22 protein-coding genes and 1 pseudogene are annotated in these 24,168 nt (G+C 66.9%); 14 read left to right on the top strand and 9 right to left on the bottom strand.

The window, feature by feature from the left end:
• Position 1 precedes the first annotated feature (1 nt).
• Positions 2-934, bottom strand: coding sequence for a carbohydrate ABC transporter permease (locus AC1DYU_RS08335; RefSeq protein WP_476791213.1), 933 nt, complete (start codon positions 932-934; stop codon positions 2-4).
• Between the two features lie 10 nt (positions 935-944).
• Positions 945-2,228, bottom strand: coding sequence for an extracellular solute-binding protein (locus tag AC1DYU_RS08340; RefSeq protein ID WP_476791214.1), 1,284 nt, complete (start codon positions 2,226-2,228; stop codon positions 945-947).
• 153 nt (positions 2,229-2,381) lie between these two features.
• Between AC1DYU_RS08340 and AC1DYU_RS08345 the strand changes: the two genes are divergently transcribed.
• Both AC1DYU_RS08345 and AC1DYU_RS08350 read left to right on the top strand, forming a co-directional pair.
• The gene (locus AC1DYU_RS08345) at positions 2,382-3,503 is read left to right on the top strand and encodes a substrate-binding domain-containing protein (RefSeq protein WP_476791215.1); all 1,122 of its coding nucleotides are present in this window, start codon (positions 2,382-2,384) and stop codon (positions 3,501-3,503) included.
• A gap of 70 nt (positions 3,504-3,573) precedes the next feature.
• On the top strand, positions 3,574-4,659 hold the full coding sequence (locus tag AC1DYU_RS08350) for an aldose epimerase family protein (protein ID WP_476791216.1): 1,086 nt from the start codon (positions 3,574-3,576) through the stop codon (positions 4,657-4,659).
• A gap of 15 nt (positions 4,660-4,674) precedes the next feature.
• Here the strand turns inward: AC1DYU_RS08350 and AC1DYU_RS08355 are convergent, their stop codons facing one another.
• Positions 4,675-5,985, bottom strand: coding sequence for an aspartate aminotransferase family protein (locus tag AC1DYU_RS08355; protein WP_476791217.1), 1,311 nt, complete (start codon positions 5,983-5,985; stop codon positions 4,675-4,677).
• Between the two features lie 60 nt (positions 5,986-6,045).
• Between AC1DYU_RS08355 and AC1DYU_RS08360 the strand changes: the two are divergent.
• The 3 genes and pseudogenes from AC1DYU_RS08360 to AC1DYU_RS08370 all read left to right on the top strand — a co-directional run.
• Positions 6,046-6,932 (top strand): annotated as a pseudogene (locus AC1DYU_RS08360) (LysR substrate-binding domain-containing protein); the annotation flags it as partial.
• 370 nt (positions 6,933-7,302) lie between these two features.
• The gene (locus AC1DYU_RS08365; protein WP_476791218.1) at positions 7,303-7,731 is read left to right on the top strand and encodes a MerR family transcriptional regulator; all 429 of its coding nucleotides are present in this window, start codon (positions 7,303-7,305) and stop codon (positions 7,729-7,731) included.
• Complete coding sequence (locus tag AC1DYU_RS08370; protein ID WP_476791219.1) at positions 7,703-8,086, top strand: carboxymuconolactone decarboxylase family protein; 384 nt, start codon at positions 7,703-7,705, stop codon at positions 8,084-8,086. The genes AC1DYU_RS08365 and AC1DYU_RS08370 overlap by 29 nt, the downstream gene beginning before the upstream one ends.
• Before the next feature lie 21 nt (positions 8,087-8,107).
• On the opposite strand, the gene AC1DYU_RS08375 is transcribed toward AC1DYU_RS08370, so the two are convergent.
• The 6 genes from AC1DYU_RS08375 to AC1DYU_RS08400 all read right to left on the bottom strand — a co-directional run bounded on the left by AC1DYU_RS08375 (position 8,108) and on the right by AC1DYU_RS08400 (position 16,100).
• Positions 8,108-9,781: a hydantoinase B/oxoprolinase family protein gene (locus AC1DYU_RS08375; RefSeq protein ID WP_476791220.1), complete on the bottom strand. Its 1,674-nt coding sequence runs from the start codon at positions 9,779-9,781 to the stop codon at positions 8,108-8,110.
• Between the two features lie 13 nt (positions 9,782-9,794).
• Complete coding sequence (locus tag AC1DYU_RS08380; protein WP_476791221.1) at positions 9,795-11,846, bottom strand: hydantoinase/oxoprolinase family protein; 2,052 nt, start codon at positions 11,844-11,846, stop codon at positions 9,795-9,797.
• A 62-nt stretch (positions 11,847-11,908) separates the two neighbouring features.
• Complete coding sequence (locus AC1DYU_RS08385; RefSeq protein WP_476791222.1) at positions 11,909-13,270, bottom strand: TRAP transporter large permease; 1,362 nt, start codon at positions 13,268-13,270, stop codon at positions 11,909-11,911.
• Complete coding sequence (locus AC1DYU_RS08390) at positions 13,267-13,908, bottom strand: TRAP transporter small permease (protein WP_158484713.1); 642 nt, start codon at positions 13,906-13,908, stop codon at positions 13,267-13,269. The genes AC1DYU_RS08385 and AC1DYU_RS08390 overlap by 4 nt, the downstream gene beginning before the upstream one ends.
• Positions 13,905-14,969, bottom strand: a complete 1,065-nt coding sequence (locus tag AC1DYU_RS08395; protein WP_476791223.1) for a TRAP transporter substrate-binding protein — start codon at positions 14,967-14,969, stop codon at positions 13,905-13,907. The genes AC1DYU_RS08390 and AC1DYU_RS08395 overlap by 4 nt, the downstream gene beginning before the upstream one ends.
• A gap of 150 nt (positions 14,970-15,119) precedes the next feature.
• On the bottom strand, positions 15,120-16,100 hold the full coding sequence (locus AC1DYU_RS08400; protein WP_476791224.1) for a LysR family transcriptional regulator: 981 nt from the start codon (positions 16,098-16,100) through the stop codon (positions 15,120-15,122).
• Positions 16,101-16,527: 427 nt separating this feature from the next.
• On the opposite strand from AC1DYU_RS08400, the gene AC1DYU_RS08405 reads away from it, so the two are divergent.
• The 9 genes from AC1DYU_RS08405 to AC1DYU_RS08445 all read left to right on the top strand — a co-directional run bounded on the left by AC1DYU_RS08405 (position 16,528) and on the right by AC1DYU_RS08445 (position 24,113).
• On the top strand, positions 16,528-17,031 hold the full coding sequence (locus AC1DYU_RS08405) for a hypothetical protein (protein ID WP_476791225.1): 504 nt from the start codon (positions 16,528-16,530) through the stop codon (positions 17,029-17,031).
• A gap of 16 nt (positions 17,032-17,047) precedes the next feature.
• Complete coding sequence (locus tag AC1DYU_RS08410; RefSeq protein WP_476791226.1) at positions 17,048-17,683, top strand: L,D-transpeptidase; 636 nt, start codon at positions 17,048-17,050, stop codon at positions 17,681-17,683.
• A gap of 73 nt (positions 17,684-17,756) precedes the next feature.
• Complete coding sequence (locus AC1DYU_RS08415; RefSeq protein WP_476791320.1) at positions 17,757-18,764, top strand: amino acid ABC transporter substrate-binding protein; 1,008 nt, start codon at positions 17,757-17,759, stop codon at positions 18,762-18,764.
• A gap of 99 nt (positions 18,765-18,863) precedes the next feature.
• Positions 18,864-19,616, top strand: a complete 753-nt coding sequence (locus tag AC1DYU_RS08420; protein ID WP_476791227.1) for a cupin domain-containing protein — start codon at positions 18,864-18,866, stop codon at positions 19,614-19,616.
• Positions 19,616-20,479 (top strand): GNAT family N-acetyltransferase, encoded by an 864-nt coding sequence (locus tag AC1DYU_RS08425; RefSeq protein WP_476791228.1) that lies wholly within the window; start codon positions 19,616-19,618, stop codon positions 20,477-20,479. Before AC1DYU_RS08420 ends, AC1DYU_RS08425 begins: the two co-directional genes overlap by 1 nt.
• Before the next feature lie 14 nt (positions 20,480-20,493).
• Positions 20,494-21,420, top strand: coding sequence for a 2-hydroxyacid dehydrogenase (locus tag AC1DYU_RS08430; RefSeq protein ID WP_476791229.1), 927 nt, complete (start codon positions 20,494-20,496; stop codon positions 21,418-21,420).
• Positions 21,421-21,652: 232 nt separating this feature from the next.
• Positions 21,653-22,072: a helix-turn-helix transcriptional regulator gene (locus AC1DYU_RS08435; RefSeq protein WP_476791230.1), complete on the top strand. Its 420-nt coding sequence runs from the start codon at positions 21,653-21,655 to the stop codon at positions 22,070-22,072.
• Positions 22,073-22,119: 47 nt separating this feature from the next.
• Positions 22,120-23,514, top strand: a complete 1,395-nt coding sequence (locus tag AC1DYU_RS08440) for an aminotransferase class III-fold pyridoxal phosphate-dependent enzyme (protein WP_476791231.1) — start codon at positions 22,120-22,122, stop codon at positions 23,512-23,514.
• A 122-nt stretch (positions 23,515-23,636) separates the two neighbouring features.
• Positions 23,637-24,113, top strand: a complete 477-nt coding sequence (locus AC1DYU_RS08445) for an Lrp/AsnC family transcriptional regulator (protein WP_476791321.1) — start codon at positions 23,637-23,639, stop codon at positions 24,111-24,113.
• Positions 24,114-24,168: the final 55 nt, after the last annotated feature.

A 24,168-nucleotide genomic window follows, 5' to 3' on the forward strand; every position in this document is an offset into this window, starting at 1 on the left:
CTCAGCGGCTCCTCAGGATCCAGAGCTGCGCCATCGAGATGGTGAACAGGATGGTGAACAGCACGACGGTCTGGGCCGCCGCATAGCCCATCTGGTAGGACGAGAATGCGGTCTGGTAGATCATCAGCACCAGCGGCTTGGTCGAGTTCAGCGGTCCGCCGGGGTCGTTGCTGGTCATGTTGTAGACCTGATCGAAGATGCGCAGGAATCCGATCGAGGAAAACACCACGAGGAAGACCGTGGTCGGCTTCAGCAGGGGAATCGTGATGCGCCGCAGGATCGCGCCCTCGCCGAGACCGTCGATGCGCGCCGCCTCGTAATAGCTCGTCGGGATGGCGCGCAGGCCGGCCATGAAGATGATGATCTGGAAGCCGAGATGTGCCCAGATCGCGGTCGCCATGATCGCCGGCAGGGCCTGCTCGATCGAGCGCAGGAAGGGCTGCGTCGGTAGGCCGACCGAGGCCAGCATGCTGTTGATCACGCCGATCGGCACCGGCTGGTAGAACCAGCGCCAGACCCAGGCCATTGCGGCTGCCGTGGTCAGATAGGGCAGGAAGTAGAGCGCCCGGATCGTGCCGTGCAGGACCGTCACCCGGTCGAGGTAATAGGCGATGGCGAAGGACAGCACGATCGCGATCGGCGTGCCGAAGATCAGATAGGCGAAGGTGTTGCGGAAGACCTGCCAGAACACCGGATCGGCGAAGAGCCGGCGGTAATTGTCGAGGCCGACGAATTTGGCCTCGTTCAGCAGGTCCCAGTCCGTGACCGAGATGTAGAAGGCCTCGATCGTCGGATAGAAGCGCACGACCGTGAAGAAGATCACCGGGAGCGCGAGGAACGCCCAGGCCCAGATGATCTGCTTGGTCGAGATCGGCAGCCGCCCCCAGGCGCTCCCCGAGCCCGTGCCCGGGGGTCGATATGTCGCCGCGGTCATGATGGCCGCCTTACTTGGCCTTGAACTTGTCGAGGATCGCCTGCTCGCGATCGGCCGCGACCTTCAGCGCGTCCTTGATCGGGATATCCTTGAGCAGGACGCCGTTGATCATGTCGATCGAGACCTGGCGCTGCTGCGCTTCATCGACCATCGGCGGCGTCGAGGCATAGGAGAGGGCGCGGATGAAGGGGCCGTAGATCGGGTCGTTGACGTTGGCGTCGGTCATCGCCACGGCGCGGCGCGCCGGCAACTCGCCGACCTTCTCGAGCCAGACTTTCATCGCCTTCTCGGACGAGATGAACTGCAGGAACTTCTCAGCCGCGGCCTTCTTCTCGCCGGTCGCGGAGGCCGCGATGGCATTGGCGAAATAGCTGCCGAAATTGGCCTTCTTGCCGTCCACGGTCGGCAGTTCGGCGACGCCCCATTTGAAGGACTGGATCGTCTTGTAGGAGGCGACGCGGAAGGTGCCGTCGACGACCATGCCGGCCAGCCCCGCGCGGAAGGCGGCCTGGCCCTCATCCATGAAGCTCTCCTGGCCGACGCGATGGACCTTCTGAAGGCTGGTGTAGAACTCCAGCGACTTGGCGCCGGCCTCGGTGTTGTAGGCGACCTTGCTGCCATCCTCGGAATAGGATTCGCCGCCATATTGGCGCACGAGGATCTCGCGCCACCAGTTGTGGTCCTGCCGGGCGATGTCGAGCGCGATGCCGACCTGCTGGTAGTTGCCGCCGGCATCGCGCTTGGCAATCGCCTTGGCGGCCGCGACAAATTCGTCCAGCGTCTTGGGCGGCTTCTCGGGGTCGAGGCCGGCCTTCTGGAACAGGTCCTTGTTGTAGAACAGCGCCATGGCGCGCACCGCGGTCGGCAGGCCGTAATACTCGCCATTGCGCTTCATCGCCGAGACGATCGGGAAGAAGTCCTTCTCGATCTCGGCGTCCTTGAACGCCTCCTTCGAGAGCGGCTGCACCAGCTTGCCGGCGATGAAGGTGTCGAGCCAGCCATAGAAGAGCTGCATCACCTCGGGGCTGCGCCCCGCCGCCTTGGCCGCGATCAGACGGGTCTGGTAGTCGGCATAGGGGAAGGTGACCTGTTTGACGGTGATGCCGGGGTTCTCAGCCTCGAACTGCTTGATCACCTCGGTCATCGCCTGGACGCGGGTGTCGAAGACATATTGCCAGTACTGGATCTCGACGGCCTGGGCGCGACCGGCGCCGCCGGCGAGAACGCCGAGGGCCAGGGCCGCGGCCACAAGCGGCCTGTGCAACGAACGACGGGTGATCGTCATCAAGTTCATCAAAACCTCCTCGGAGTGCCCGCTGTTGCCCAGCGTTCTTGTGTGCCTGGCATTCTTGTGCAAGCGCTTGCATGCTATGCCGCATGTGGTGTTTGTCAACACTGTGAGGCGGGGATAACTCTGATGCCAATCTGCAGCGCAACGAGCTGAGCGATGGACCGCGTCAAGGCGCAGGACGAGACGAGCGACGAGGGCAGGGGTAGCGAAAGCGAGCGCTTGCACAAGGCCGCGCCTGATCTGAAAGCGCTGGCGATCGCACTCGGATTGTCGCAATCGACCGTCAGCCGCGCCCTGCGCGCCCATCCCGGCATCCCCGAGACGACCCGCAGCCGGGTTGCGGCTGCCGCTGAGGCGATGGGTTACCGGCCCAATGCCCGCGCACGGAGCCTCGCGACCGGCCGGGCCGAGGCGATCGGGCTCGTCTTCCCGCTCGAGCGGCTGCAACTGCCGGAGACCAATTTCGTCGAGGTTCTGTCGGGCATCTCGACGGTGGTGACGCGCCGCAATTACAGCCTGCTGCTGGCGCCGTTCGAGGATGACGAGGCGGCTGTCCTGCGCAAGCTCGCCGCGTCGAAGACCGTCGATGGCGTCATCATCACGCGGCCGCTGGTCGACGATCCCCGCATCGCGCTTTTGAACCGGCTCGGGCTGCCCTTCGTCGTGCATGGCCGAAGCGAGGTCAGCGAACCCTTCTCCTTCGTCGATACCGACAACGACGCGGCTTTCGAGCGCCTGACCACGCTGCTGCTCGACCACGGCCACCGCAATATCGTGGTGGTGAACGGGCTCGAACGGTTCCGCTATGTCGCGGCGCGCGCGCGAAGCTTCCTGCGCGCCTTCGCGGCGCGTGGCCTGACACCCAAACCCGATGCCATCGAGTTCGTCTCGATGACCGAGGTGACCGGTTATGAGACCGCGATGCGCCGTCTCGACGGCCCGGAGCCGCCCACGGCCTTCCTCTGCGGCTCGGTGTTTCAGGCGCGCGGGGTCTATCGCGCGATCGCCGAGCACGGGCTTCGCGTCGGAGCAGACATCTCCGTCGTGTGTCACGACGACGGCGTGCGCGGCATCAACGCTGGCGATTTCGTACCGCCGCTGACCGCGACCGCGACCTCCATCCGCCATGCGGGCGAGGCGCTTGCCATGATGCTGATCGATCTGATCGAGGGCGCGCAGCCGGCGCCGCTGCGCAAGATCCTGCCTTTCGATCTGATCCTGCGCGAGTCGGTCGGCCTGGCACCGGGCGGGCTGCCGAAGGCTCTGCGGGCCGGCTGATCTTGCGGCGGGGCCTCACAGCCTATGATGTGGTTCCCGGACGGCGCCCGTCGAGTCGTGGAGGATCAGCATGAGTGCTGTCGCAGCATCCGGACCCATCATCCGCGACGTCTTCGGCCGCTTGCCCGATGGGCGTGCGGTCGAGCGCCTGTTTCTGCGCGGGGCCGATGGTTTCGAGGTCGCGATCATGACCTATGGCGCCGCGATCCAGGCGCTTCATGTGCCCGATCGCGCGGGCAAGATCGCCGATATCGTGCTTGGTCATGACCGGCTCGCGCCCTATCTGGCGAGGCGCGATTTCTTCGGCGCGAGCATCGGGCGCTACGCCAACCGCATCGCGGGGGCTGCCTTCACGCTCGACGATGTCCGCTGCCGGCTATCCGCCAATGACGGCGGCAACGCCCTGCATGGCGGCGTCGGTGGCTTCGACCAGGCGCTCTGGGCCGTCGAGGCTGTCGGGGGAGGGCCGGAGCCTTTTGTCACGCTCCGGCATGTCAGCCCCGATGGCGCGGACGGCTTTCCCGGCACGCTGACCACGCGGCTGACCTATCGGATCACCGCCGCGCAGGAGCTGACGCTTTCCTTCGAGGCCACGACCGACCGGCCGACGGTCGTCAACCTGACCCATCACAGCTTCTTCAATCTCGGCGGAGTCGCGGAGCACCGCGACGTGCTGGACCATGAGCTGACGCTCCTTGCCGAGCACGTCTTGCCGATCGATGCCGGGCTGATCCCGCATGGCGAAGCCATGGCGGTGGGCGGCACGCCTTTCGATTTCCGGTCGCCGCAACCGATCGGCGGTCGCATCCGCGAGGCTCATGAGCAATTGCGGCTGGCGCGCGGCTATGATCATTGCTTCGTGCTGGGCAACGAGCGAGCCCCTGCGCCGCTGCTCGCAGCGCGCGTGGTCGATCCGGCCTCTGGCCGGATGCTCGAGCTGCTGACGGACCAGCCGGGCCTCCAGTTCTATTCCGGCAATTTCCTCGACGGCACGGTCAAGGGCAAGTCCGGCCGGCTCTATCGCCAGTCGGATGCTTTTTGCCTGGAGCCGCAGCTCTGGCCCGACGCGCCGAACCGGCCCGACTTTCCGTCATCGCGGCTTGATCCGGGCCAGACCTATCGACACGTCTCGGTCTTCCGCTTCTCCACGATTTAGAGGGAAGCGCCGGGCTCAGTGTGTGCCGAGCGCGGCGTCGATCGCATCCGACATGATGTCCAGGCCGAGATCGATCTCGGCATCCGAGACCGTCAGCGGCGGCGCGATGCGGAATACGCCGCCCATGCCGGGCAGCTTGACGATGTTCATGCTGAGTCCCCGGTGCATGGCCTCTTCCATGACCTTCGCGCCGAGTTCGAAGCCCGGCGCCTTGGTCTGCCGATCGGTGACGATTTCCAGCCCGAGCAGCAGGCCGCGGCCGCGCACATCGCCGACGCATTCGAATTTCTGCTGCAGCGACATCAGCCCGCTGCGCAGTCGTTCGCCGCGCGCCACCGCCTGGGCGACCAGCCCGTCGCGCTCGACCACGTCGAGCACCGTCACGCCGACTGCGGCCGGGAGCGGGTCGGAGACATGGGTCGTGTAGAATAGGAAACCGCGCTCATGCGCCTTCTCCTCAATGGCCGCCGTGGTCATCACCGCGGCGAGCGGCAGGCCGGCACCCAGCGTCTTCGACAGCGTCATGATGTCGGGCGTCACGCCATCGCGCTGGAAGGCGAACATGTCGCCCGTGCGGGCGACGCCCGTCTGCGCCTCGTCGAGGATCAGCAGCATGCCGCGCTCCTCGCATTTGCGCTTCAACGCGGCGAGATAGCCCGGCGGGAGTTCCAGGATGCCGCCGCTCGATAGGATCGGCTCGGCGATGAAGGCGGCGAGATTGCCGGTCGACTGGTTGTCGATCAGCTTGAAGGCGTCGTCGAGCTCGGCCTGCCAGTCATTCGAGCCGTCCGGATGCGTGAAGCGCGGGCGGTAGGAATTGGGCGCCGGAATGACGAAGGAGCCTGCGGCTGCCGGTCCATAGCCCTTACGGCCGGCGCTGTAGGTGGCGGAGGCGGCCGCGCCCGTCATGCCGTGCCAGCTCTGCGCGAAGGCGACGATCTCGTGCCCGCCGGTGACGAGCTTGGCCATGCGAATGGCGGCCTCGTTCGATTCCGCTCCGGTGGTGAGGAGCTGTACGCGGTCGAGGCCGGGAGCGAGCGCGGCAAGACGCGAGGCCAGGTCGACGACCGGGCGCGACAGCATTCCGCTGAAAAGATGGGCGACCGAGCGCATCTGCCGGTCCACCGTCGCGACGATGTCGGGATGGGTGTGGCCGAGCACGGCGCTCATCTGGCCGGAGGTGAAGTCGAGGATCGCACGGTCATCGGCATCGTAGACGAAGCTGCCCTCGGCCCGCTCGACGATGATCGATTCGAAGTCGGGCCCATAGCGCGTCAGATGCGTGTTCGCGGCGGCCCAGAAGGCGGGATCGGCGTTCAGCGACATGGCATCACCTCGAAGAATGGCTGTCCGGAATGGTTATCCGCGCGTGCTGCACTGCGCAAATTGATAGTCTTTCAAGCCGATATCGATTATTTTGATGCCCCATGCGGACGCTCGACCTCGCCTTGCTCAGGAACTTCGCTGTCATCGCGCACACGGGCTCGATCAGCGTCGCCTCCGCGCAGGTCGGGCGGACGCAGTCGGCCTTGAGCATGCAGATGCAGCGCCTGGAAGCGCTGACGGGGCAACCTCTGCTGCATCGCAGCGGATCGGGCGTGCGGCTGACCACCGCCGGCGAAAAGCTGCTGGCGCATGCCGAGTCTCTCCTGGCTAGGCATGACGACATCCTCGCCGATATGCGCGGGACCGGGCTGAAGGGATCGGTCAGCCTCGGCTGTCCCGAGGATTATTCGATCGCCTTCCTGCCCGAGTTGCTGCGCGGCTTTTGCGCGCTGCATCCCGACGTCGAGCTGCGCATGGTCTGTGCACCGACCTCGGAACTGCGCCCGCTGCTGCATCGTCGCCAGATCGAGATGGCGTTGGTATCGCTGCCGGACCCGGCCGGCGCCGAGGTCATCCGCAGGGAAAACTTCGTCTGGGTCGCGGACGCGGCCGAGCCGGGCATCCTCGACCAACCCGTCCTCCCGCTGGCGCTGTCCGCCCCGATGACGCTCGATCACCGGGCCGCTTGCGACGCGATGCGGGCGGCCGATCGGCGATATAGGGTCGCCTTCGCCAGCAACAGCCTGGCGGGGCTCATCGCCATTGCCCGTTCCGGCCAGGCCATCAGCGTGCTGACCCAGACGGCCGTCCCGCCGGATCTCCATGTCGTCACGGCCGGATTGCCGCCGCTTCCGGCGATCGGAATCGCCCTGGAGTTCGCCGAGTTACGGCCATCATCTGCCGCAAAAGCGCTGGGCGATCATATCCGCAGCGCGCTGCCCGCCCTGAGAAGCGCCGGAGGCTCCGTGTCATTGCCGACCCAGTCTCCGGCAGGTCAGGTCTTGGCTGGAGCGGACGCGCTCGCTGGCCATGCCGAAAGGGCCTGCTCGGCGACGTCCTCCAGCATCTCGCAGGTGAACCCGGCCTTGGCCTGAACCGTCATGGCCGCCTCCGGCAGATCGCCCTCGGCCTTCGCCCGCTCGAAGCGTTCGCGAAGCCGCGCCTGACCGGCGGCGAGAAAATCGATCAGCGCCTGCCGCACAGGTTCTGCTTCCCCTGGTCGCGACGTCGTCACGGAAAGCCTGCTCAACAAGCCGCTTGACTGAGAGTGCGCTCGAACCCCTAGCCTCCGATGCGTCGTGACGAGAGCGGGTGCTCATGAAGATCGGTGAACTGGCCAAGCGTAGCGGACTGAGCGCGCACACCATCCGCTATTACGAGCGGATCGGGCTCTTGCCCTATGCCGACCGGAATGGATCGCGCCACCGTGACTACGACGCATCGATCCTGCGCTGGATCGATTTTCTCGGTCGCCTGAAGACGACCGGAATGCCGATCCGGGAGATGCTGCGCTACGCAACCCTGCGGGAGCGCGGCGTCGGAACGGAAAGCGAGCGTCGTGAGCTTCTGGAAGAGCATCGTGAGCGTGTCCGCGCTCACCTTGCCGATCTGGAGGCCTGCCTTCTCGTCCTCGACACCAAGATCGCCGGATATCCCGGCCTTGAACAGAGGATGCAGGATTGTGACACAGCTCTCCCCGAACGCCGGCGAAAGCCGATTGGAGCGCGGCAAGCGCGCGCTCGCTGAGATCGACGGCGAGGCCGGCCACAAGGTCGTCGCGGCACTTGCCGACATCGCGCCCGATTTCGCCCGCTACATTTTCGAATTCCCTTTCGGCGACATTTACAGCCGGCCAGGCCTCGATCTTCGGTCCCGCGAGATCGCGACCATCGCCGCGCTGACAGCGCTCGGCAACGCCGCCCCGCAGCTGAAGGTGCATATCGAGGCCGGACTCAATGTGGGCGTGACCCGCGACGAGATCACTGAAGTGATCATGCAGATGGCGGTCTATGCCGGGTTTCCGGCGGCTCTCAATGGTCTGTTCGCGGCCAAGGAGGTCTTCGGCCAGCGCGCGGCCGCCGCACGGGAGGAGGCGGCATGAGACGGATCGCCATAGGCCGTTTCACCCCGCGTAGCGGCAGATGCGGTCGCGCTCCAGCCCCGCCGGGTTGCGCTCACTGGGCGGGCCGTAGCCGCCGCCGCCGGAGGTTTCGAGGCGGATGATGTCGCCCCGCACGAGCGGCAGGTTGTTGATCTTCGAGCCGAGCGCTTGCCGCTCGCCATTGCGGATCAGCCAGAGCTTGCCCGCGCGGCCGGGCTCACCGCCTTCCAGGCCGTAGGGCTGGAACTTGAAGCGCTCGAGATTGGCGGTGAAGACGGCTGCAGGGCTGTCCACACGCCATTCGCGGAAGAGGCCGAGCCCGCCGCGATGGCGGCCGGCGCCGCCCGATCCGTCGATCAGGCCATAGGCCGTCACGGTCAGCGGCACGTCGGCCTCGATCATCTCGATCGGGATCGAGGCATTGTTGTGCATGCCGTAGGAATAGGCACTCAGGCCGTCCTGGTCGTCATAGGCGCCGGTACCGCCGATCTCGATCTCGACGAGGACGCCGCGCTCGCCCCTTTCGCCGATGGTCTGGAACGAGCACACGTAGGAGACGCCGTAATAGGCCGCCGGCACGCGCCCCGGCACGGCCTGGTGCAGCGCCCCGAACATCGTCGTCGCCAGCCGGTGCGCGACCGCGACGCGGTTGGCGACGGGGGCGGGGTGGGACGGATTGACGATCAGCCCGTCGGGCGCGATCACCGTGACCGGCCGGTAGCAGCCGGCATTGGCGGGGATGTCGCGGTCGGCGATCGCCATCACCGCGTAGTAGATCGCCGAACCCGAGGAGGCGAGGGTGGCGTTGATCGGGCCGGTCGCCTGTTTGCCGCAGCCGGAGAGATCGACGGTCATCTCCTCGCCCCTGACCTCGATGGCGGTGTGGATGCGGATCGGCTCGGGCACGATGCCGTCATCGTCGAGAAAATCCTCGAAGCTGTAGCGCCCGTCGGGAATGCGCGAGATCATGGCGCGCACGGCGCGCTCGGAGCCGTCGAGCAGGCGCTTGCAGACCTCGACGATGGTTGCCGGCCCGAAGCGCGCGGCCAGACGTTGCATCGTGCCGTGCCCGACCGCGAGCGAGGCGAGCTGCGCCTGCAGATCGCCCATCAGCATGTCGGGCCGGCGGACGTTCTGGCGCATCATCGCCAGCACGTCCTCGTTCATCACGCCGCCGCGCACCAGCTTGAGCGGCGGGATGCGCAGGCCTTCCTGGAAGATTTCGGTCGCGGTCGCGGCATAGCTGCCGGCCGCCATGCCGCCCATGTCGAGATGGTGGCAGAGCGTGCCGACGATGGCGATGCGCTGGCCCTCAACATAGACCGGGCGGTAGGCCAGGATGTCTGGGATGTGCTGGCCGCCGCAATAGGGATCGTTGGTGATGACGACGTCGCCCTCCGCCCATTGGTCGAGCGGAAGGAAGTCGCGTACGATCGTCAGCAGGCCGGCGCTCATCGAGTTGAGATGGCCGGGGATGCGGGCCGATTGGGCGATGTTGTAGCCGTCGCGGTCGAAGACGGCGGTGGAGTAATCCAGCATCTCGCGCACGATGGTCGAGCGGCTGGTGCGCCAGACGGTGACGTCCATTTCGGCTGCCGTGGCGGTGAAGGCGTTGCGCAGGACCTCGATGGTGACGGGGCCGAGATCGGCGGTTGCTGCGAGGGACGTGGTGGCGGTCATTGCGATGGCGGTCATCATCGTCTCCCGGTCAGTTCTTGCGGGCGATCAGGGTGCCCATCGGGCCGGGCGCGCAGGCCCATCCGACGGTGAGCAGGATCGTGGTGTATTCCTCCTCGACGAGCGCGGGGCCGACGATCTCGCCGGCAAGCGCGCTGCGGCGGAACACGGCGACGTCGCTCCAGGCGCCATCGAGCAGGACAGGCCGCGTCTCCATCGCCTCGGAGGTTCCAGAGGCTGGAGCGGTCGCGGCGCTTGCGGTGCCGCCCGAGAGCATGCCGACGGCCGCGAGCCGCAGCGCCACCATCTCGACGGCCGCATTCTCATCGGCATAGGAGAAGCGCTGGGCGTGGCCTTCGTGGAAATCGGCGATGACGCGGGCCAGCGCCTCCTCCGTTGCCTCCGCATCCGCCCATGGCACGACCAGTTCCGAGGCTTGGCCCTTGTAGCGAAGGTCGGCCGAGACGGCGTAGCGGCGCGCCTCGACGGGTACGCCGTCCGCGATCAGTTGTGCTTCGCCCTGCGTCCTCAGCTCGGCCAGCATGGTCGCGATCTGGGGCAGGCTCCCGGCCGTCGCCGGCATGACGCGGCTGCGGGCGAGGTCATGGACGATGTCGGAATGGAGGATGCCATAGGCCGAGAAGGTCGAGGCGTCCGCCGGGAACACCACCTCGGAGACGCCGAGTTCCTCGGCGACGGGGATGGCGTGCAGTCCGCCAGCGCCGCCGAAGGAGACCAGGCTGAAATCGCGGGGGTCGAGCCCCTTCTCGAACAGGCTGAGGCGCGCGGCGGCGGCGAGGCTGGTGTTGGTCACGGTCATCATGCCGTCGACGGCTGCCGTCATCGAGAGGCCGAGCGGCTGCCCGACCTTGGTCTCGATGGCGCTGCGGGCGCCGTCGAGATCGAGCTTCATGGCGCCGCCGAGGAAATAGCGTGGGTCGAGCCGGCCCATGACCAGATTGGCGTCGGTGACGGTCGGCTCCGTGCCGCCACGGTCGTAGCAGACCGGTCCCGGGCGTGAGCCGGCGCTGCGCGGACCGACGCGCAGGCGCCCGGCCTCGTCGATCGAGGCGATCGAGCCGCCGCCGGAGCCGATGGTGCGGATCTCGATCATCGGCAGGCGCACCGGCAGTTCGTCGATCTCGCCCTGCGTCATCTGGGTGACCGTGCCGTCGCGGACGACACAGACGTCGAAGCTGGTGCCGCCCATGTCGACGCCGAGCAGGTTGGGCCGGTCGAGCGCCTGCGCCATGCGGAGCGTGGCGAGCGCTCCGCCGGAGGGGCCAGAGAGCAGGAGACGTGCCGGCTGGCGCTTGGCGACATCGGCACTGCAGACGCCGCCATTCGACTGCACGAGCAGCAGGCGCGCGCCGATTCCCGCCTCGGCGAGGCGGGCTGTGAGCCGGTCGAGATAATTGCCGACGACCGGCAGCAGGAGGGCGTTCAGCACCGTGGTCGAGGTCCGCTCGAATTCGCGGATCTCGGGGCTGATGTCGGAGGAGAGCGAGACGGGAATCTCCGGGAAGCGCTGCGCCAGCCAACCGGCGAGCGCCTTCTCATGCGCATCGTTGCGATAGGCGTTCAACAGCGAGACCGCGATGCTGGCGGGGGCGGCTGCCGCAATCTGTGCCGCGAGAGCGTCCAAAGCGGCGAGATCGAGCGGCGTTTCGATGGTGCCGTCGGCGCGCATGCGTTCGACCACGCCGAGGCGCCGGTCGCGCCGGATCAATGGCTCCGCCCGCTTCTGGCGGGCGCTGTAGATGTCGCGGCGGTTGTGGCGGCCGATCTCGAGGACATCCTCGAAGCCGGCCGTCGTGATCAGCAGGCCGGCGGCGAATTTGCGTTCGAGCACGGCATTGGTGGCGATGGTCGTGCCGTGCAGCAGGATGCGGATGTCGGGCAGGGAGAAGCCGAAGCGCTCGCCTGCCTGCTGCAAGCCGATGAGCAGGCCGATCGAGGGATCCTCCGGCGTCGTCGGCGTCTTCAGGCTGGCAAGCGCGCCGGTGGTTTCGTTCAGGATCTGGAGATCGGTGAAGGTGCCACCGATGTCGATGCCGATACGGATGAAGGGAGAGGCAGTCACGGTTTCTCCAGTCGTCATGACGAGCGCGGGAAAGATCGGGCGATGAGAGGTGAAGCTTGCGATCAGCGCATCAGGGCCGGCAGCCAGAGCGCGGTGGCGGGCCAGATCATCAGCACGCCGACCGCCAGCAGATAGGCGGCGAGGAAGGGCATGACGCCGGCGAAGACGTCGGTGATCGGTCCGCCTTTCGGTCGCATGCCCTGGAGCACATACATCACTGTGCCGTCGGGCGGGCTGATCTGCGCGATCTCGACCAGCATCGTCACGATGACGCCGAACCAGATCGGGTCGTAGCCGAGGCCGACGACGATCGGGAACACCACCGGCACCGTGGTGATGATCATGGAGAAGCCCTCCATGAAGGTGCCGAGCGCGAAATACATGCCGACGATCGCCAGCATGATCGCCCAGGGCGGGACCGGCAGGTTGGCGATCATGCCCGCGACCGCCTGGGGAACGTTGATGATGGTCAGCACGTAGTTGAGCAGATAGGCGCCCATGATGATCAGGCCGAGCAGCGCCGTGTTGCGCGCCGTGGTCAGCGCCGAGGCATGGACCATGGCGAAGGACAGCCGGCCCTCGATCAGCGCGAAGACCGCGGCGCCGACGACGCCGAGCGCGGCTGCTTCGGTCGGGGTGGCGTAGCCCGCATAGATCGAGCCGAGCACCAGAACGATCAGCACGAGAGTGGGGACAAGGTCCGACAGCGCCTTGAGCTTGACTATGAGCGGCAGCGCCGGCGGCTTCTCCATCGGGTTGCGCAGGCCGTGCATCACGATGATCGCGACGAAGAAGGCGGTGACGATGACGCTGGGGATGATCGCCGCGATATAGAGCGCGCCGACCGAGGTTTCGGTGATCAGGCCGTAGACGATGAAGGTGATGCCGGGCGGGATCAAATTGCCCATCGCGCCACCCGCCGCGAGCGAGCCCAGCACCATGCGCGTATTGTATTTCGTGCCCTCGAAATAGGGCAGGGCGACCGAGCCCATCGTCGCGGCGGTCGCGACCGAAGAGCCCGAGATCGCCGAGAACAGGGCGCAGGCGGCGATGTTGGTGTGGAGCAGCCCGCCGGGCAGGCGGTTCAGCCAAACATTGAGGGCCTTGTAGAGCCGGTCCGAGAGGCCGGCGCGCAGCAGGATCTCGCCCATCAGCAGGAAGAGCGGCACCGCGATCAGGACGAAGTTGCTCGACGGTCCCCAGAAGGTCTGCCCTGCGAAGCCCCAGAACGGCCGGTCGGAGAACATCAGGCCGGTCAGGACGGCGAGGATGCCGAGCACCGCGGCGATATGCACGCCGGCGCCGAAGAAGACGATGAAGATCGCGACCAGCGCCAGGATTTCCGCGATCGGCAGGGCCTGGCCGCCCGAGGCCGCGAAGAAGACCAGCGCGAGCAGGCCGAGCAGGAAGGTGATCGCGATCATGCCACCGTCTCCTTGCGGGACATGGCGACGGCTTCGAGAGCCTCTTCCGCCTCGTCGTCGATGCTGCGGGCGCCGAGCAGTGCGACGATCTCGTCGTAATGGCCGCAGAACAGTTCCAGCGCGGCCTCGAACATGAGCACGGCGATCATCACGAGGAAGGCCGCCAGCCCGAAGGCCCAGATGCCCTGCGGGATGTCCATCGGGATATGCAGGGCGCTGTTGTCATGGGCGTCGAACATCATCGATTCCTGGAGGAGGTCGAGGCCGGCCCAGGCGAGGAAGGCCGAGAACAGTCCCAGAAGGACCAAAGCGAGCAGGTGCATCAGGGCGCGCGGGCGCAGCGGCATGCGGTTGACGAGGATGTCGACCCGGATATGCGCGCGCTCGGCCAAAGTGTGGGCCAGCGCCCAGGAGATGCCGCAGGCCAGCATGTAGCCGCTGATCTCGACGGTCGCGGCGCTGGAGACCCCGAAGGCCGAGCGGCCGACGATGTCTGCGGTGATGAAGAGGGCGCAGAGGACGTAGTTCCAGCCTGCCAGATAGGCCATGCCGGTGGCCGCGCGATCGACGCCCTTGCGCAAGGCCCGGGCGAAGCGCAGCGGCGCCGGGGCGGTGGCCCCGGCGGCCGCCCCGGTCAAGGCTTGAACTCCACCTTCGAGATCGGCGCGATGACCTCGTTGTAGACGGTTCCGCAGCGGGCGCCGCAGCGCTTGACGAAGCCGGGCAGGACCGTGCTCTCCATGATCTGGCGCACGAGCGCCTTGTCGGCCTCGCTCGCCTTGACCTCGACCATCGGCTTGGCGGCGAGCGAGTGGATCTTGCAAGCGTCCTTGTTGCCGATGTTGCAGTCGATGCCGTCGCGCGTGGCGGCATCGCCGAGCTTCCAGAGCGCGTCGGTCATCTCGGCGAAGGTCTTCTCCAGCAGGGTCTTGGTGCCGGCGTCGAGCTTGTTCCACCAGGCGACATTGACCATGTAGCCGGCCACCGCCCAGGACAGCGGCAGGTCCGAGATGTGACTCGCGACCTCCGGCCAGCGTGCGGCGGCGCCGGAGCCCGTTCCGGTGACGGCGCAATCGACGACGCCGCGTTCCAGCGCGCTGTAGACCTCGGGGAAGCCGATCGAGACCGGCTGGCCGCCGATGGTCTGGACGAGATCGACCAGCGAATTGCCGAAGGTGCGGATCTTGCGGCCCTTGAGGTCGGATAGCGTCGTGAAGGGCTGGCGGCAGAACAGCACCTGAGCCGGGAACGGATAGGTGATCACGAGGCGCGTGTTGAAGCGCTCGAGTTCCTTGTTGGCGAGCGGCAACATCGCATCGGCGATCTTGCGGGCCATGCCGATGTCGGGGCTCAGGCCCGAGAGATCGATGCCGTCGAGCAGCGGCACATCGCCCGACAGGGTGGAGAGCGTGCCGGCGCCGATATCGACCTGGCCGGAGCGGACGAGACGGACGATCTCGGCGCCGCCGAGATTGCGCTCGGCATGGGAGGAAAGCTGGACCGTGAACTGGCCGTTCGAGGCCTTGGGCAGCCCCTCGCGCAGGAAGGGAATATCGACGAGGGTGAACTGCGCGCTGGTGGGCAGCGGCTGCGTCACCGCCGAGATCGTCAATTTCGGCAAGGCGGTCTGCGCCGATGCCATGCCGGATGCCGCGAGAGACGCAAGCAGCGCTCCCCCGATCAAAATGCTCTTCTTCATCGCTGTGAGCCTCGGTTGTTATATTTCCCCTGATGGCCCCGCGCTTATGGCTGTCTCGCTCCCCAGCTCGCCTGTGATCGGCGATTCCTATCCTGAAATGACGGCCCTCCCTTTGCCCGGTCTCCTCCCGGAGCGCCGTTCGGGCCGTTCTCAGAGGTTGATTTGAAGGCCATTGGCCCCGGACTGTCGAATTGTGTTTTTGGATCGGGGTGATCGGAAATTGCGATCAGGCCGCGTCCGTTCCTCCAGCGTCTTGCCGATCTGGCAGGCGTGCCTGGCCACCAGCGCTGCCAGGAAGTTGTTGGGCTTGCGCAGATAGGCGACCTGGAAACCGTTGGGCGGCAGGCTCACGCCCTCGACCTCGACCCGGCGCAGGCGGCCGCGTTCGATCTCCTCGCGCACCAGCGCCAGCGGCAGGATGCAGCTTCCCATGCCGTCGAGCGCCATGCGGATCATGATCGTCAGCGAGGCGCTGCCCCAGAGCCTGACCTGCTCGCGTCCTTCGCCGGCGAGCGCCCGCTTGATCTCCTCCGCCAGCGGGCTCGAATGCGAGAAGCTGATGATCGGCCATTGCGCCAGCCGCGCCAGCGTCAGCGGGCCGTCGCCGATCGGAAGCTCCGGGCTGACGACCCAACCCAGCGGCAGGTGGCAGAGGCGCTGGTTGACCGCGCGCGGATCGGCGAGGGGGCCGACCTGCATGCTGAGATCGATCTGTCCGCGCAGAAGCTGTTCGGAGAGCACATTGGTCGTGTCCACCACCATGTCGACGACGAGTTCGGGATAGTTGGCGTTGATCACCGAAATCAGCTTCGGCATCAGGCTGTGGACCAGCGTCTCGGCGACGCCGAGCCGCAGCACGCCGCGCACCGCGTCGGCACGCGAGACGACGGCGCGGGCCTCCGTCATGATCGAAAGCATGCGCTCGGCATATTCCAGCAGCACCGTGCCCTCGCGGGTCAGCGTCGTGCGCCGTTGCGGCGGTCCGAACAGCACGGTGCCGAAATGGCTCTCCAACTGGTCGATGCGGGCCGAGATCGAGGGCTGGGTGGTGTTGAGATGGGCGGCGGCGGCCCGAAACCCGCCCAGGCGCGCGACCCAGACGAAGGTCTCCAGGCATTTGAGATCGTTCATGCGCCGCTCCGCCCTGCCGGGACGCGGCCGGACAGCAGGATCGGTCTGTGGAAAGCGGGACGAGAGACGCTGTGCGATGGAACCGGCATGTCGATGTCCAAGCCTCGCTGCTGGATCGCCATGCCTGTTTCTGAAGGAGGCACCGGCGCTGCCGTGACAGGCTAGCATCATCCGTGCCGGGAGGCCGATAAGGCCTTGCAGGTCTCCTGCGCGCGACTTTGGCGAGTTCGCCGTCGGTCGCGGCTCCCGATCGGCGGCAGCGCGACAGGGTTTCTCGCCTGCTCCAGCGAGAGACGGCGCCTACGAAGAACCGAGGGTCGCGGCCCGGGCCGCGGCTGCGATTGCCCCGCGGCTGGAACCATGCGCTAATTCCCTGGCGATTGACCGGAGCGGCGCGAGCAACAGCGCGAAATTTTGGGGGTGGACCGTGGCCAGCAAACGCACTCAGCGACATCGACGGGTCGCTTTCGGACCGCTCGCTGCGATCGGCGCTGGCCTCGCGCTCGCGGGCTGCCTGTCCAGCGGCGATGGTGAGCGCGCCGCGCAGACACAGGTCGCCGCCGCGATCACCGCACCGAGCAATATCGGCCCGGACAAGCTGATCGGCCGCTGGGGCATCGCCTCCTTCCATACCGAGAAGGACCGCAAGCGCACCGAGGCGCAGGCCAGCGCCGGCTGCAGCCAGCCCTATGTCATCACAAAGGGCCCCGAAGACGGTGTCATGATGCATGTCGCCGACGACCCCAAGCTCTATGAACTCAGGCTCAAGGCCGGGCCGGGCGGGCGCACCTATCTCGGCTTCGAGGCGCCGCCCGGCGATCTGCAGGACCGCGAGATCCTGTCGGCGACGGGCTCGATGCTGGTGATGCGCTTCGTCGATCCCGATGCGCATCGCCGCTACGGCACCTTCATTTATGTGCGCTGCCGCTGAGCGGGGGAGGACAGACATGACATCCAGGATGACGACGCCCGCACGGGCGGGATTGTTCGCAGGGGCACTTGTCGCCGCCCTGTCGATCACGCAGACGGTCTTGGCCCAGCCGCGGCCGCCGGCTGCCGTGCAGGAAACCATGGATATCGGCGACGAGCCAGGCCGGGTCTCGACGGAGGAGGTCAGCATCACCGAGGGGCCCTTCGCCCGTCAGATGGTGCTGTTTCGCTCCAATGAACCGCCCGGCACCGTCATCATTCAGTCGGCCGAGCGCTTCCTCTACGTCGTGCAGGGCAATGGCCGCGCGCTGCGCTATGGCATCGGCGTTGGGCGCGAGGGCTTCCAGTGGTCCGGCCAGGTCCAGGTCAGCCGCAAGGCGGAATGGCCCGACTGGCGCCCGCCGCCGGAGATGCTGCAGCGGCAGCCCTACCTGCCGCGCTTCATGGCCGGCGGACCGGGCAATCCGATGGGCGCGCGGGCGCTCTATCTCGGCTCGACGGTCTTCCGCGTCCACGGCACCAACCAGCCTGAAACCATCGGCGAGGCGATCTCGTCGGGCTGCTTCCGGCTCGCCAATGGCGACATCGCCGATCTCTACGAGCGGGTGCCGCTCGGAACCAAGGTGATCATCCGCCACAAGGCGACGCTGTAAGGCGACATCCGGCACAGGTACGGCATCGAACGGGGGAATAGCCATGTCGAAGGCTTCATGGGTTGGCCGGCGGATGCGCGGCGTCGCCGCCGCCGGGGCGCTGGTCGTCGTTTTCGCAGCGCCGGCTGGTGCGGGGATGCTCGAGACGGTTAAGCAGCGCGGCACGCTTGCCTGTGGCGTCAGCGAGGGGCTGGGCGGCTTCTCGGACAAGGATGCCCAGGGCAACTGGAGCGGGTTTGACGTCGATTTCTGCCGCGCCCTGGCCGCGGCGGTGCTGGGCGATCCGCAGAAGGTGAGCTTCACGCCGCTCTCCGCCAGCCAGCGTTTCGAGGCGTTGAAGTCGGGCAAGGTCGATCTGCTCTCGCGCAACTCGACCTGGACGCTCGGGCGCGAGGCGGAACTCGGCCTCGCCTTCGCAGGCATCACCTATCATGACGGGCAGGGTTTCCTGGCGAAGCGCTCGCTTCGCGTCGATGGGGCGCTTTCGCTCGACAAGGCGAAGATCTGCGTCGAGTCCGGCACGACGTCGCAGCTCAATCTCGCCGATTTCTTCCGCGCCAATTCGATGAGTTACGAGGAAAAGGCCTTCCCGAATGCGGCGGACGCCTTCGCCGCCTTCCAGTCCGGCCAGTGCGACGTGCTGAGCCGCGACCAGTCGGCGCTCTATGCCGAGCGTCTGCGGCTGACGAAGCCGGCTGACGCGGTCGTGCTGCCCGACGTGATTTCGAAGGAGCCGCTCAGCCCGGTCGTGCGCAATGACGATTTCCCCTGGTTCAACGTCGTGAAATGGGTTCACTACGCCCTCGTCAACGCCGAGGAACTCGGCATCTCCAAGGCGAATGTCGACGACGCGCTGAAATCGCAGAAGCCGGATGTGCGGCGCTTCACCGGCGCTGAGGGCGGCTTCGGCAAGGCGCTCGGGCTCGATCCGGACTGGGCCGTGCGCGCGGTCAAGGCGACCGGCAGCTATGCCGAAATCTACGAGCGCAATCTCGGCGTCAGCTCCAAGCTCGGCATCCCGCGCGGCCTGAACCAGCTCTGGAACATGGGTGGCGTGCTCTACGCACCGCCGATGCGTTGAAGCCGTCGGCTCGCGCATCCGAAAAGATAGTCCAATCCAGCGGGCCGGGTTTGGCTTAGCGGCATAGCGTTCCGAAACGAAACGATCGAACGCCACGCCATGACTGCGATACCCATGACTGTCTCGCCGCCGACAGCTCCAGCGCTTGTGATGCTGGATCGCGCCTCCGGCGCGTCGCTGCCGCCATCGATCGCTGGCGCGACGCTGGGCCCTGCCGATCCGTTCGCTGCGGGTCGCGAGGTGGCCTGGGCGATCCCGGCTGCCGCAGCAGGCCGCGTCGGTTTCGCTGGCGTGGTCGATGTCGAGTCGTTTCCTCATACCGAAACGATGATCGTGCTGGCCGGCGCACTGACGCTGTCCATCGACGGGGCGTCCGCGCATACCGTTGCGCCGGGCGGCGGCGTGGTCGTGGCGTGTGGCACGCGGCTGCGGATCGAGGCGGCGGCCGGCACGCGCTGGGCTTTCTATGCCGGGACCGCCGGGACGGTGGCCGCGCCGGGCGTGACTCTCTTGGATGCAGATGCCGCGCTTGCACCATCGGCCGCCCCGCCGGCCGAAGTCCTGATCGGACCCGCTCCCGCCTGCCGCAGCTTCAACGCGTTCACTGAGGAAGGCTCGAACCTGCGCGCCGGGCTGTGGGATTCGACCCCCTATGCCCGGGTCTCGCGTCCGCACAAGCTGAGCGAACTGATGCATATCCTGCAAGGCTCGGTCGATCTGACGGCTGAGGACGGGACCGTCTTCACGGTCGGGCAAGGCGATACCGTTTTCGTTCCGCAGGGCGCGCCTTGCGCCTGGGACAGCCGGGTTCACGTCGCCAAGTTCTATGTCGTGCAGGAGGCCGGGGCCTGATGTCCGACAACCTGCTTCGGGAGCCCGCGGTGCTCCGTGACATCGCCCTTGGCGACGCTGCGGCCTGCATGGCGTTGTCGCAAGCCGTCGGCTGGCCGCACCGGGTCGAAGATTGGGAGATGGCGATCGGGTTGGGTGGCGGCGTCGTCATCAGCCTCGGCTCGGAGATTGTCGCGACGGCGTCCTGGTGGCCCTATGGCGACACGCATGCCACGCTCGGCCTGATCGTCGTTTCTCCCGAGCATCAGGGTGCCGGGCTCGGGCGGCGCCTGATGGAAGCGCTGTTCGCGCAGACGCAAGGACGTTCGCTCCTGCTGAACGCGACGGTTGCCGGCACGCCCCTCTATGAGCGTTCCGGCTTCGTGGCGTGGGGCGGCGGCATCCGCCAGCACCATGGCAAGGTTCTCGCGGTCGCGGCACCATCGCTCGACGAGGGGGCAGTGCTTCGCTCTGCGTGGGCCTCCGATCTGCCGGCGCTGGAGCGGCTCGACCACGCCGCGACGGGCCTGCCGCGCGGGGCCTTGCTGCGCGCCGTGATGGAGCGCGGCGATGGCGTCGTGCTCGAGCGCGGCGGCAAACCGGCCGGCTTCAGCATGCTGCGCCGCTTCGGCCGCGGCTTCGTCGTCGGCCCGGTTGTTGCTGAGGGCGACGCGGATGCCAGGGTGCTGGTGGCGCATTGGCTGCAAGGGCGGCAGGGCGAGTTCCTGCGCATCGATCTTCCTGCAGACTCTGCGCTTTCGGACTGGCTCGTGTCGTGCGGCTTGAAAGCTGTGGACGGCGTGACGAGCATGGTGCGGGGCACGTTGCCGCTCGCGCAGGGCCCGGTGCAGTTGCATGCGCCGGCCAGCCAGGCTCTTGGCTGATCGAAGAGGTTACCATGGCACTGCTCTACAAGTCCGACCCGTCGCGCGGTGCCGAATGGGCGAAGATCCTGGCGCAAAAGGCCCCTGACCTGTCGTTCAGGATCTGGCCGGAGATCGGCGATCCCGTCGATATCCGCTATTTCGCCGCCTGGATGCCGCCCGACGACCTGATGACGCAGTTCCCCAATCTGGAGCTGCTGATCTCGGTCGGCGCAGGCGTCGATCATCTGGACCTGTCGAGACTGCCGCCGAACCTCCCGGTGGTCCGTATGGTCGAGCCCGGCATCGTCGATGGCATGGTCGAATACGTCTCCATGGCCGTGCTGGGCCTGCATCGCGACCTGATCGACTATGTCGCCCAGCAGCGGGACGAGATCTGGAAGCAGATCCGGGTGCGCCCGGCGGCGACGCGCCGCGTTGGCGTGCTGGGCTTAGGCATGCTCGGCGAGGCCTGCTGCACGATGCTGAACAATTTCGGTTTCCAGATCGCCGGCTGGAGCCGCTCGCGCCGCGAGATCGAGGGCGTGACCTGCTTCGCGGGCGCCCAGGAATTGCCGGACTTCCTGGGGCGCACCGACATCCTTGTCTGCCTGCTGCCGTTGACCGACGAGACGCGCGGCATGCTCGGCACCGAGCTCTTCGCGCAGCTGCCGAGGGGGGCGAAGCTGGTGAATACAGGCCGCGGCGGGCATCTCGACCAGGATGCGCTGCTGGCCGCTCTCGACAGCGGCCAGATTTCGGCGGCGTGGCTCGACGTCACCACGCCGGAGCCGCTGACCAGGGGCCATCCGCTCTGGAGCCATCCGCGCGTTCTGGTCACGCCGCATATCGCCAGCATGACCCAGCCGGAGACGGCTGTGGAGGTGGTGCTGGAAAACCTGCGCCGTCACCACGCCGGCGAGCCGTTGATCGGTCTGGTCGATCGCAAGCGGGGCTATTGAGGCCCAGCCATTGCAGCCCCAGGCGCGCCACCCCGCCGAAGCATGATCTGCCGCCGGGGGCGGCCAATAGGGCAGGGGATGTCATGGCGGGCCGTCAAGGCCGTGCCGATGGTCGTGCCGGCCGTTCTAACCTTTGCCGAGGCGAAGACGCCGTCTGCGGAGGTCGAAGCGGTCCATGCATGAGCGAACCTTGCACGAGCGAGTCCTGCGCAAAGCAGCCCTGTACGAGCCCATGGCCGCGAGTGGAACGGCGCTGCCGCAGCGTGCCGGGCAGGGCATCGCGCGCGCGCTTGGCCATATCGAGCGGAACTTCACCGATGCGATCTATCTCGAGGAGCTTGCGGCACTCGCTGGCTTGAGCGTCTGCCGGTTCGTGACGGTGTTCCGGCGACAGGTCGGCCTGACGCCGCATCGCTTCATCTGCCACCGCCGCATCGGCCATGCCAAGCTGCTGCTGCGCGAGGGCGTCCCGATGGCGCTGGCGGCTTCGGAGGCGGGCTTCTTCGACCAGAGCCATTTCTCGCGCCATTTCAAAAACATCTGCGGGATCACCCCCGGGCGTTACCTGCGCGAGCTGAATCAGGCTGCGCCCCGACGCGCCTTGCCCGAGCCGCACGCCTTGCCCGAACCCCGTGTCCAGAACGCTGCCTGAACGGCGCGGGCTCACGAAATCGACAACCTCCAGCAGGATCGTCCACCATGACCGTCAATTCGCTCGAAGCCCTCGACCGCCGCCACTGGGTCCACCCTGTCGCCAACTGGGCCGGCCATGAGACGCGCGGCGTCACCATCATGAAGTCGGCGAAGGGCGCCTTCATCACCGATGCGGACGGCCATGAGCTGATCGACGGCTTTGCCGGGCTCTGGTGCGTCAATGTCGGCTATGGCCATGAGAGCATCGTCGAGGCCGCGGCGGCGCAGATGCGCGAACTGCCCTATGCGACCGGCTATTTCAGCTTCGGCAGCGAGCCGACGATCCTGCTTGCCGCGAAGCTCGCCGAGATCACGCCCGGCGATCTCAACCACATCTATTTCTCGCTCGGCGGCTCGGACGCCATCGACGGCGCGCTGCGCCTGATCCAGTTCTACTACAACGTCACGGGACGGCCGACGAAGAAGGCGATCATTTCGCTGGAACGCGGCTATCACGGCTCCAGCTCGACGGGCGCCGGCGTCACCGCGCTACCGGCCTTCCACGCCAATTTCGATTTTCCGGCGCATGTCCAGCATTACGTCGCGGCGCCCTATTCCTATCGCAACCCGACCGGCTCCGACGACGCGGCGGTGATCGCGGCCAGCGTCGCCTCGCTGCGCGCCAAGGTCGAGGAACTCGGCGCCGATAATGTCGCCGCCTTCTTCTGCGAGCCCGTCGTGGGTTCGGGCGGCGTCATCGTGCCACCGAAGGGCTGGCTCAAGGCGATGCGCGACACAGCGACCGAGCTCGACATCCTGTTCCTCGCCGACGAGGTCATCACCGGTTTCGGCCGTACCGGCCCGATGTTCGCCTGCGACGCCGAGGGCGTGGTGCCCGACCTGATGACGATGGCCAAGGGCCTGACCTCGGGCTACGCGCCGATGGGCGCGCTCGCGATCGGCGAGAAGATCTATCGCGGCATCAAGGACAATGCGCCCGAGGGCGGGCCGGTCGGCCACGGCCAGACCTATTCCGGCCATCCGGTTTCGGCTGCCGTCGCGCTCGAAGTGCTCCGGCTCTATGACGAGGGCGGCATCCTCGCCAACGGCCAGCGCGTCGGCGCCTATTTCGAGACAAGGCTTGCGACGCTCGCCGATCATCCGCTCGTGGGTGAGGTCAGGGCGCGCGGCCTGCTCGCGGGTATCGAGCTTGTTGCCGACAAGGGCAGCCGCGAGAAGTTCCCGCGCAGCGTCAAGCTCGCCGACCATCTGTTCGCGCGCGGCTATGCGAACGGCGTGATCTTCCGCGCCTTTGCCGACGACATCATCGGGCTGGCGCCGCCGCTGTGCTGCAGCGAGAGCGAGATCGACCTGATCGTCTCGCGTCTGCGCCAGACGCTCGACGACATGCTGGACCTTCCGGAGGTCCAGGCCGCGCTGGCGACCGCCAGAGCGGCGTGAAGGCGGCGTGATCCTTGCTTTGCCGAAGGCGGCTAACCGTCTAGGTTGTCGCGAGCGCTGCGGCCCATCCCCGGGCCTGGGGCGGCGGGCGTTGGGGTGAGGCTTTCGTCGTGACACCGGGCTTGCGGCTCGACCGCATCGATATGAAAATCCTGATTGAACTGCAGGGCAACAGCAGGATGACCAACGTCACCCTGGCCGATGCGGTCGGGTTGTCGCCGAGCCCGTGCCTTCTCCGGGTCAAGCGGCTCGAACAGGCCGGCTTCATCTCCGGCTATTGCGCGACGATCAACCTGCAGAAGCTCGGCGAGACGATCACGGTCTTCACCGAGGTCACGCTGGCCGACCACACCAAGGAGTATTTCATCCGCTTCGAGACGGCGCTGCGCCGGGTCGACGAGGTGGTGGAATGCCATATGGTCAGCGGCGGCTACGACTACCTGATCAAGTTCGTGACGCGCGGGCTGACGCATTACCAGTCGCTGATCGAGACCCTGCTCGACCGCAATATCGGCATCTCCAAATACTTCAGCTACGTCGTGATCAAGTCGCCGATCCAGAAGCCGGGCTACCCGCTGCCGGTGCTGTTCGACGTCTGAGGGCGTTTGCAAATCCGCTGGAGCCGCGTTCTGACGCCGTCTTCTGCGCTTCCGG

Source organism: Allobosea sp. P2_B12, assembly GCF_056404835.1.

Coding starts and splice junctions, on each gene's coding strand:
- AC1DYU_RS08335 (WP_476791213.1), bottom strand. CDS start 934: ATGACCGCGGCGACATATCGACCCCCGGGCACGGGCTCGGGGAGCGCC.
- AC1DYU_RS08340 (WP_476791214.1), bottom strand. CDS start 2,228: ATGAACTTGATGACGATCACCCGTCGTTCGTTGCACAGGCCGCTTGTG.
- AC1DYU_RS08345 (WP_476791215.1), top strand. CDS start 2,382: ATGGACCGCGTCAAGGCGCAGGACGAGACGAGCGACGAGGGCAGGGGT.
- AC1DYU_RS08350 (WP_476791216.1), top strand. CDS start 3,574: ATGAGTGCTGTCGCAGCATCCGGACCCATCATCCGCGACGTCTTCGGC.
- AC1DYU_RS08355 (WP_476791217.1), bottom strand. CDS start 5,985: ATGTCGCTGAACGCCGATCCCGCCTTCTGGGCCGCCGCGAACACGCAT.
- AC1DYU_RS08365 (WP_476791218.1), top strand. CDS start 7,303: ATGAAGATCGGTGAACTGGCCAAGCGTAGCGGACTGAGCGCGCACACC.
- AC1DYU_RS08375 (WP_476791220.1), bottom strand. CDS start 9,781: ATGACCGCCATCGCAATGACCGCCACCACGTCCCTCGCAGCAACCGCC.
- AC1DYU_RS08385 (WP_476791222.1), bottom strand. CDS start 13,270: ATGATCGCGATCACCTTCCTGCTCGGCCTGCTCGCGCTGGTCTTCTTC.
- AC1DYU_RS08395 (WP_476791223.1), bottom strand. CDS start 14,969: ATGAAGAAGAGCATTTTGATCGGGGGAGCGCTGCTTGCGTCTCTCGCG.
- AC1DYU_RS08400 (WP_476791224.1), bottom strand. CDS start 16,100: ATGAACGATCTCAAATGCCTGGAGACCTTCGTCTGGGTCGCGCGCCTG.
- AC1DYU_RS08410 (WP_476791226.1), top strand. CDS start 17,048: ATGACATCCAGGATGACGACGCCCGCACGGGCGGGATTGTTCGCAGGG.
- AC1DYU_RS08415 (WP_476791320.1), top strand. CDS start 17,757: ATGCGCGGCGTCGCCGCCGCCGGGGCGCTGGTCGTCGTTTTCGCAGCG.
- AC1DYU_RS08420 (WP_476791227.1), top strand. CDS start 18,864: ATGACTGCGATACCCATGACTGTCTCGCCGCCGACAGCTCCAGCGCTT.
- AC1DYU_RS08425 (WP_476791228.1), top strand. CDS start 19,616: ATGTCCGACAACCTGCTTCGGGAGCCCGCGGTGCTCCGTGACATCGCC.
- AC1DYU_RS08430 (WP_476791229.1), top strand. CDS start 20,494: ATGGCACTGCTCTACAAGTCCGACCCGTCGCGCGGTGCCGAATGGGCG.
- AC1DYU_RS08435 (WP_476791230.1), top strand. CDS start 21,653: ATGGCCGCGAGTGGAACGGCGCTGCCGCAGCGTGCCGGGCAGGGCATC.
- AC1DYU_RS08440 (WP_476791231.1), top strand. CDS start 22,120: ATGACCGTCAATTCGCTCGAAGCCCTCGACCGCCGCCACTGGGTCCAC.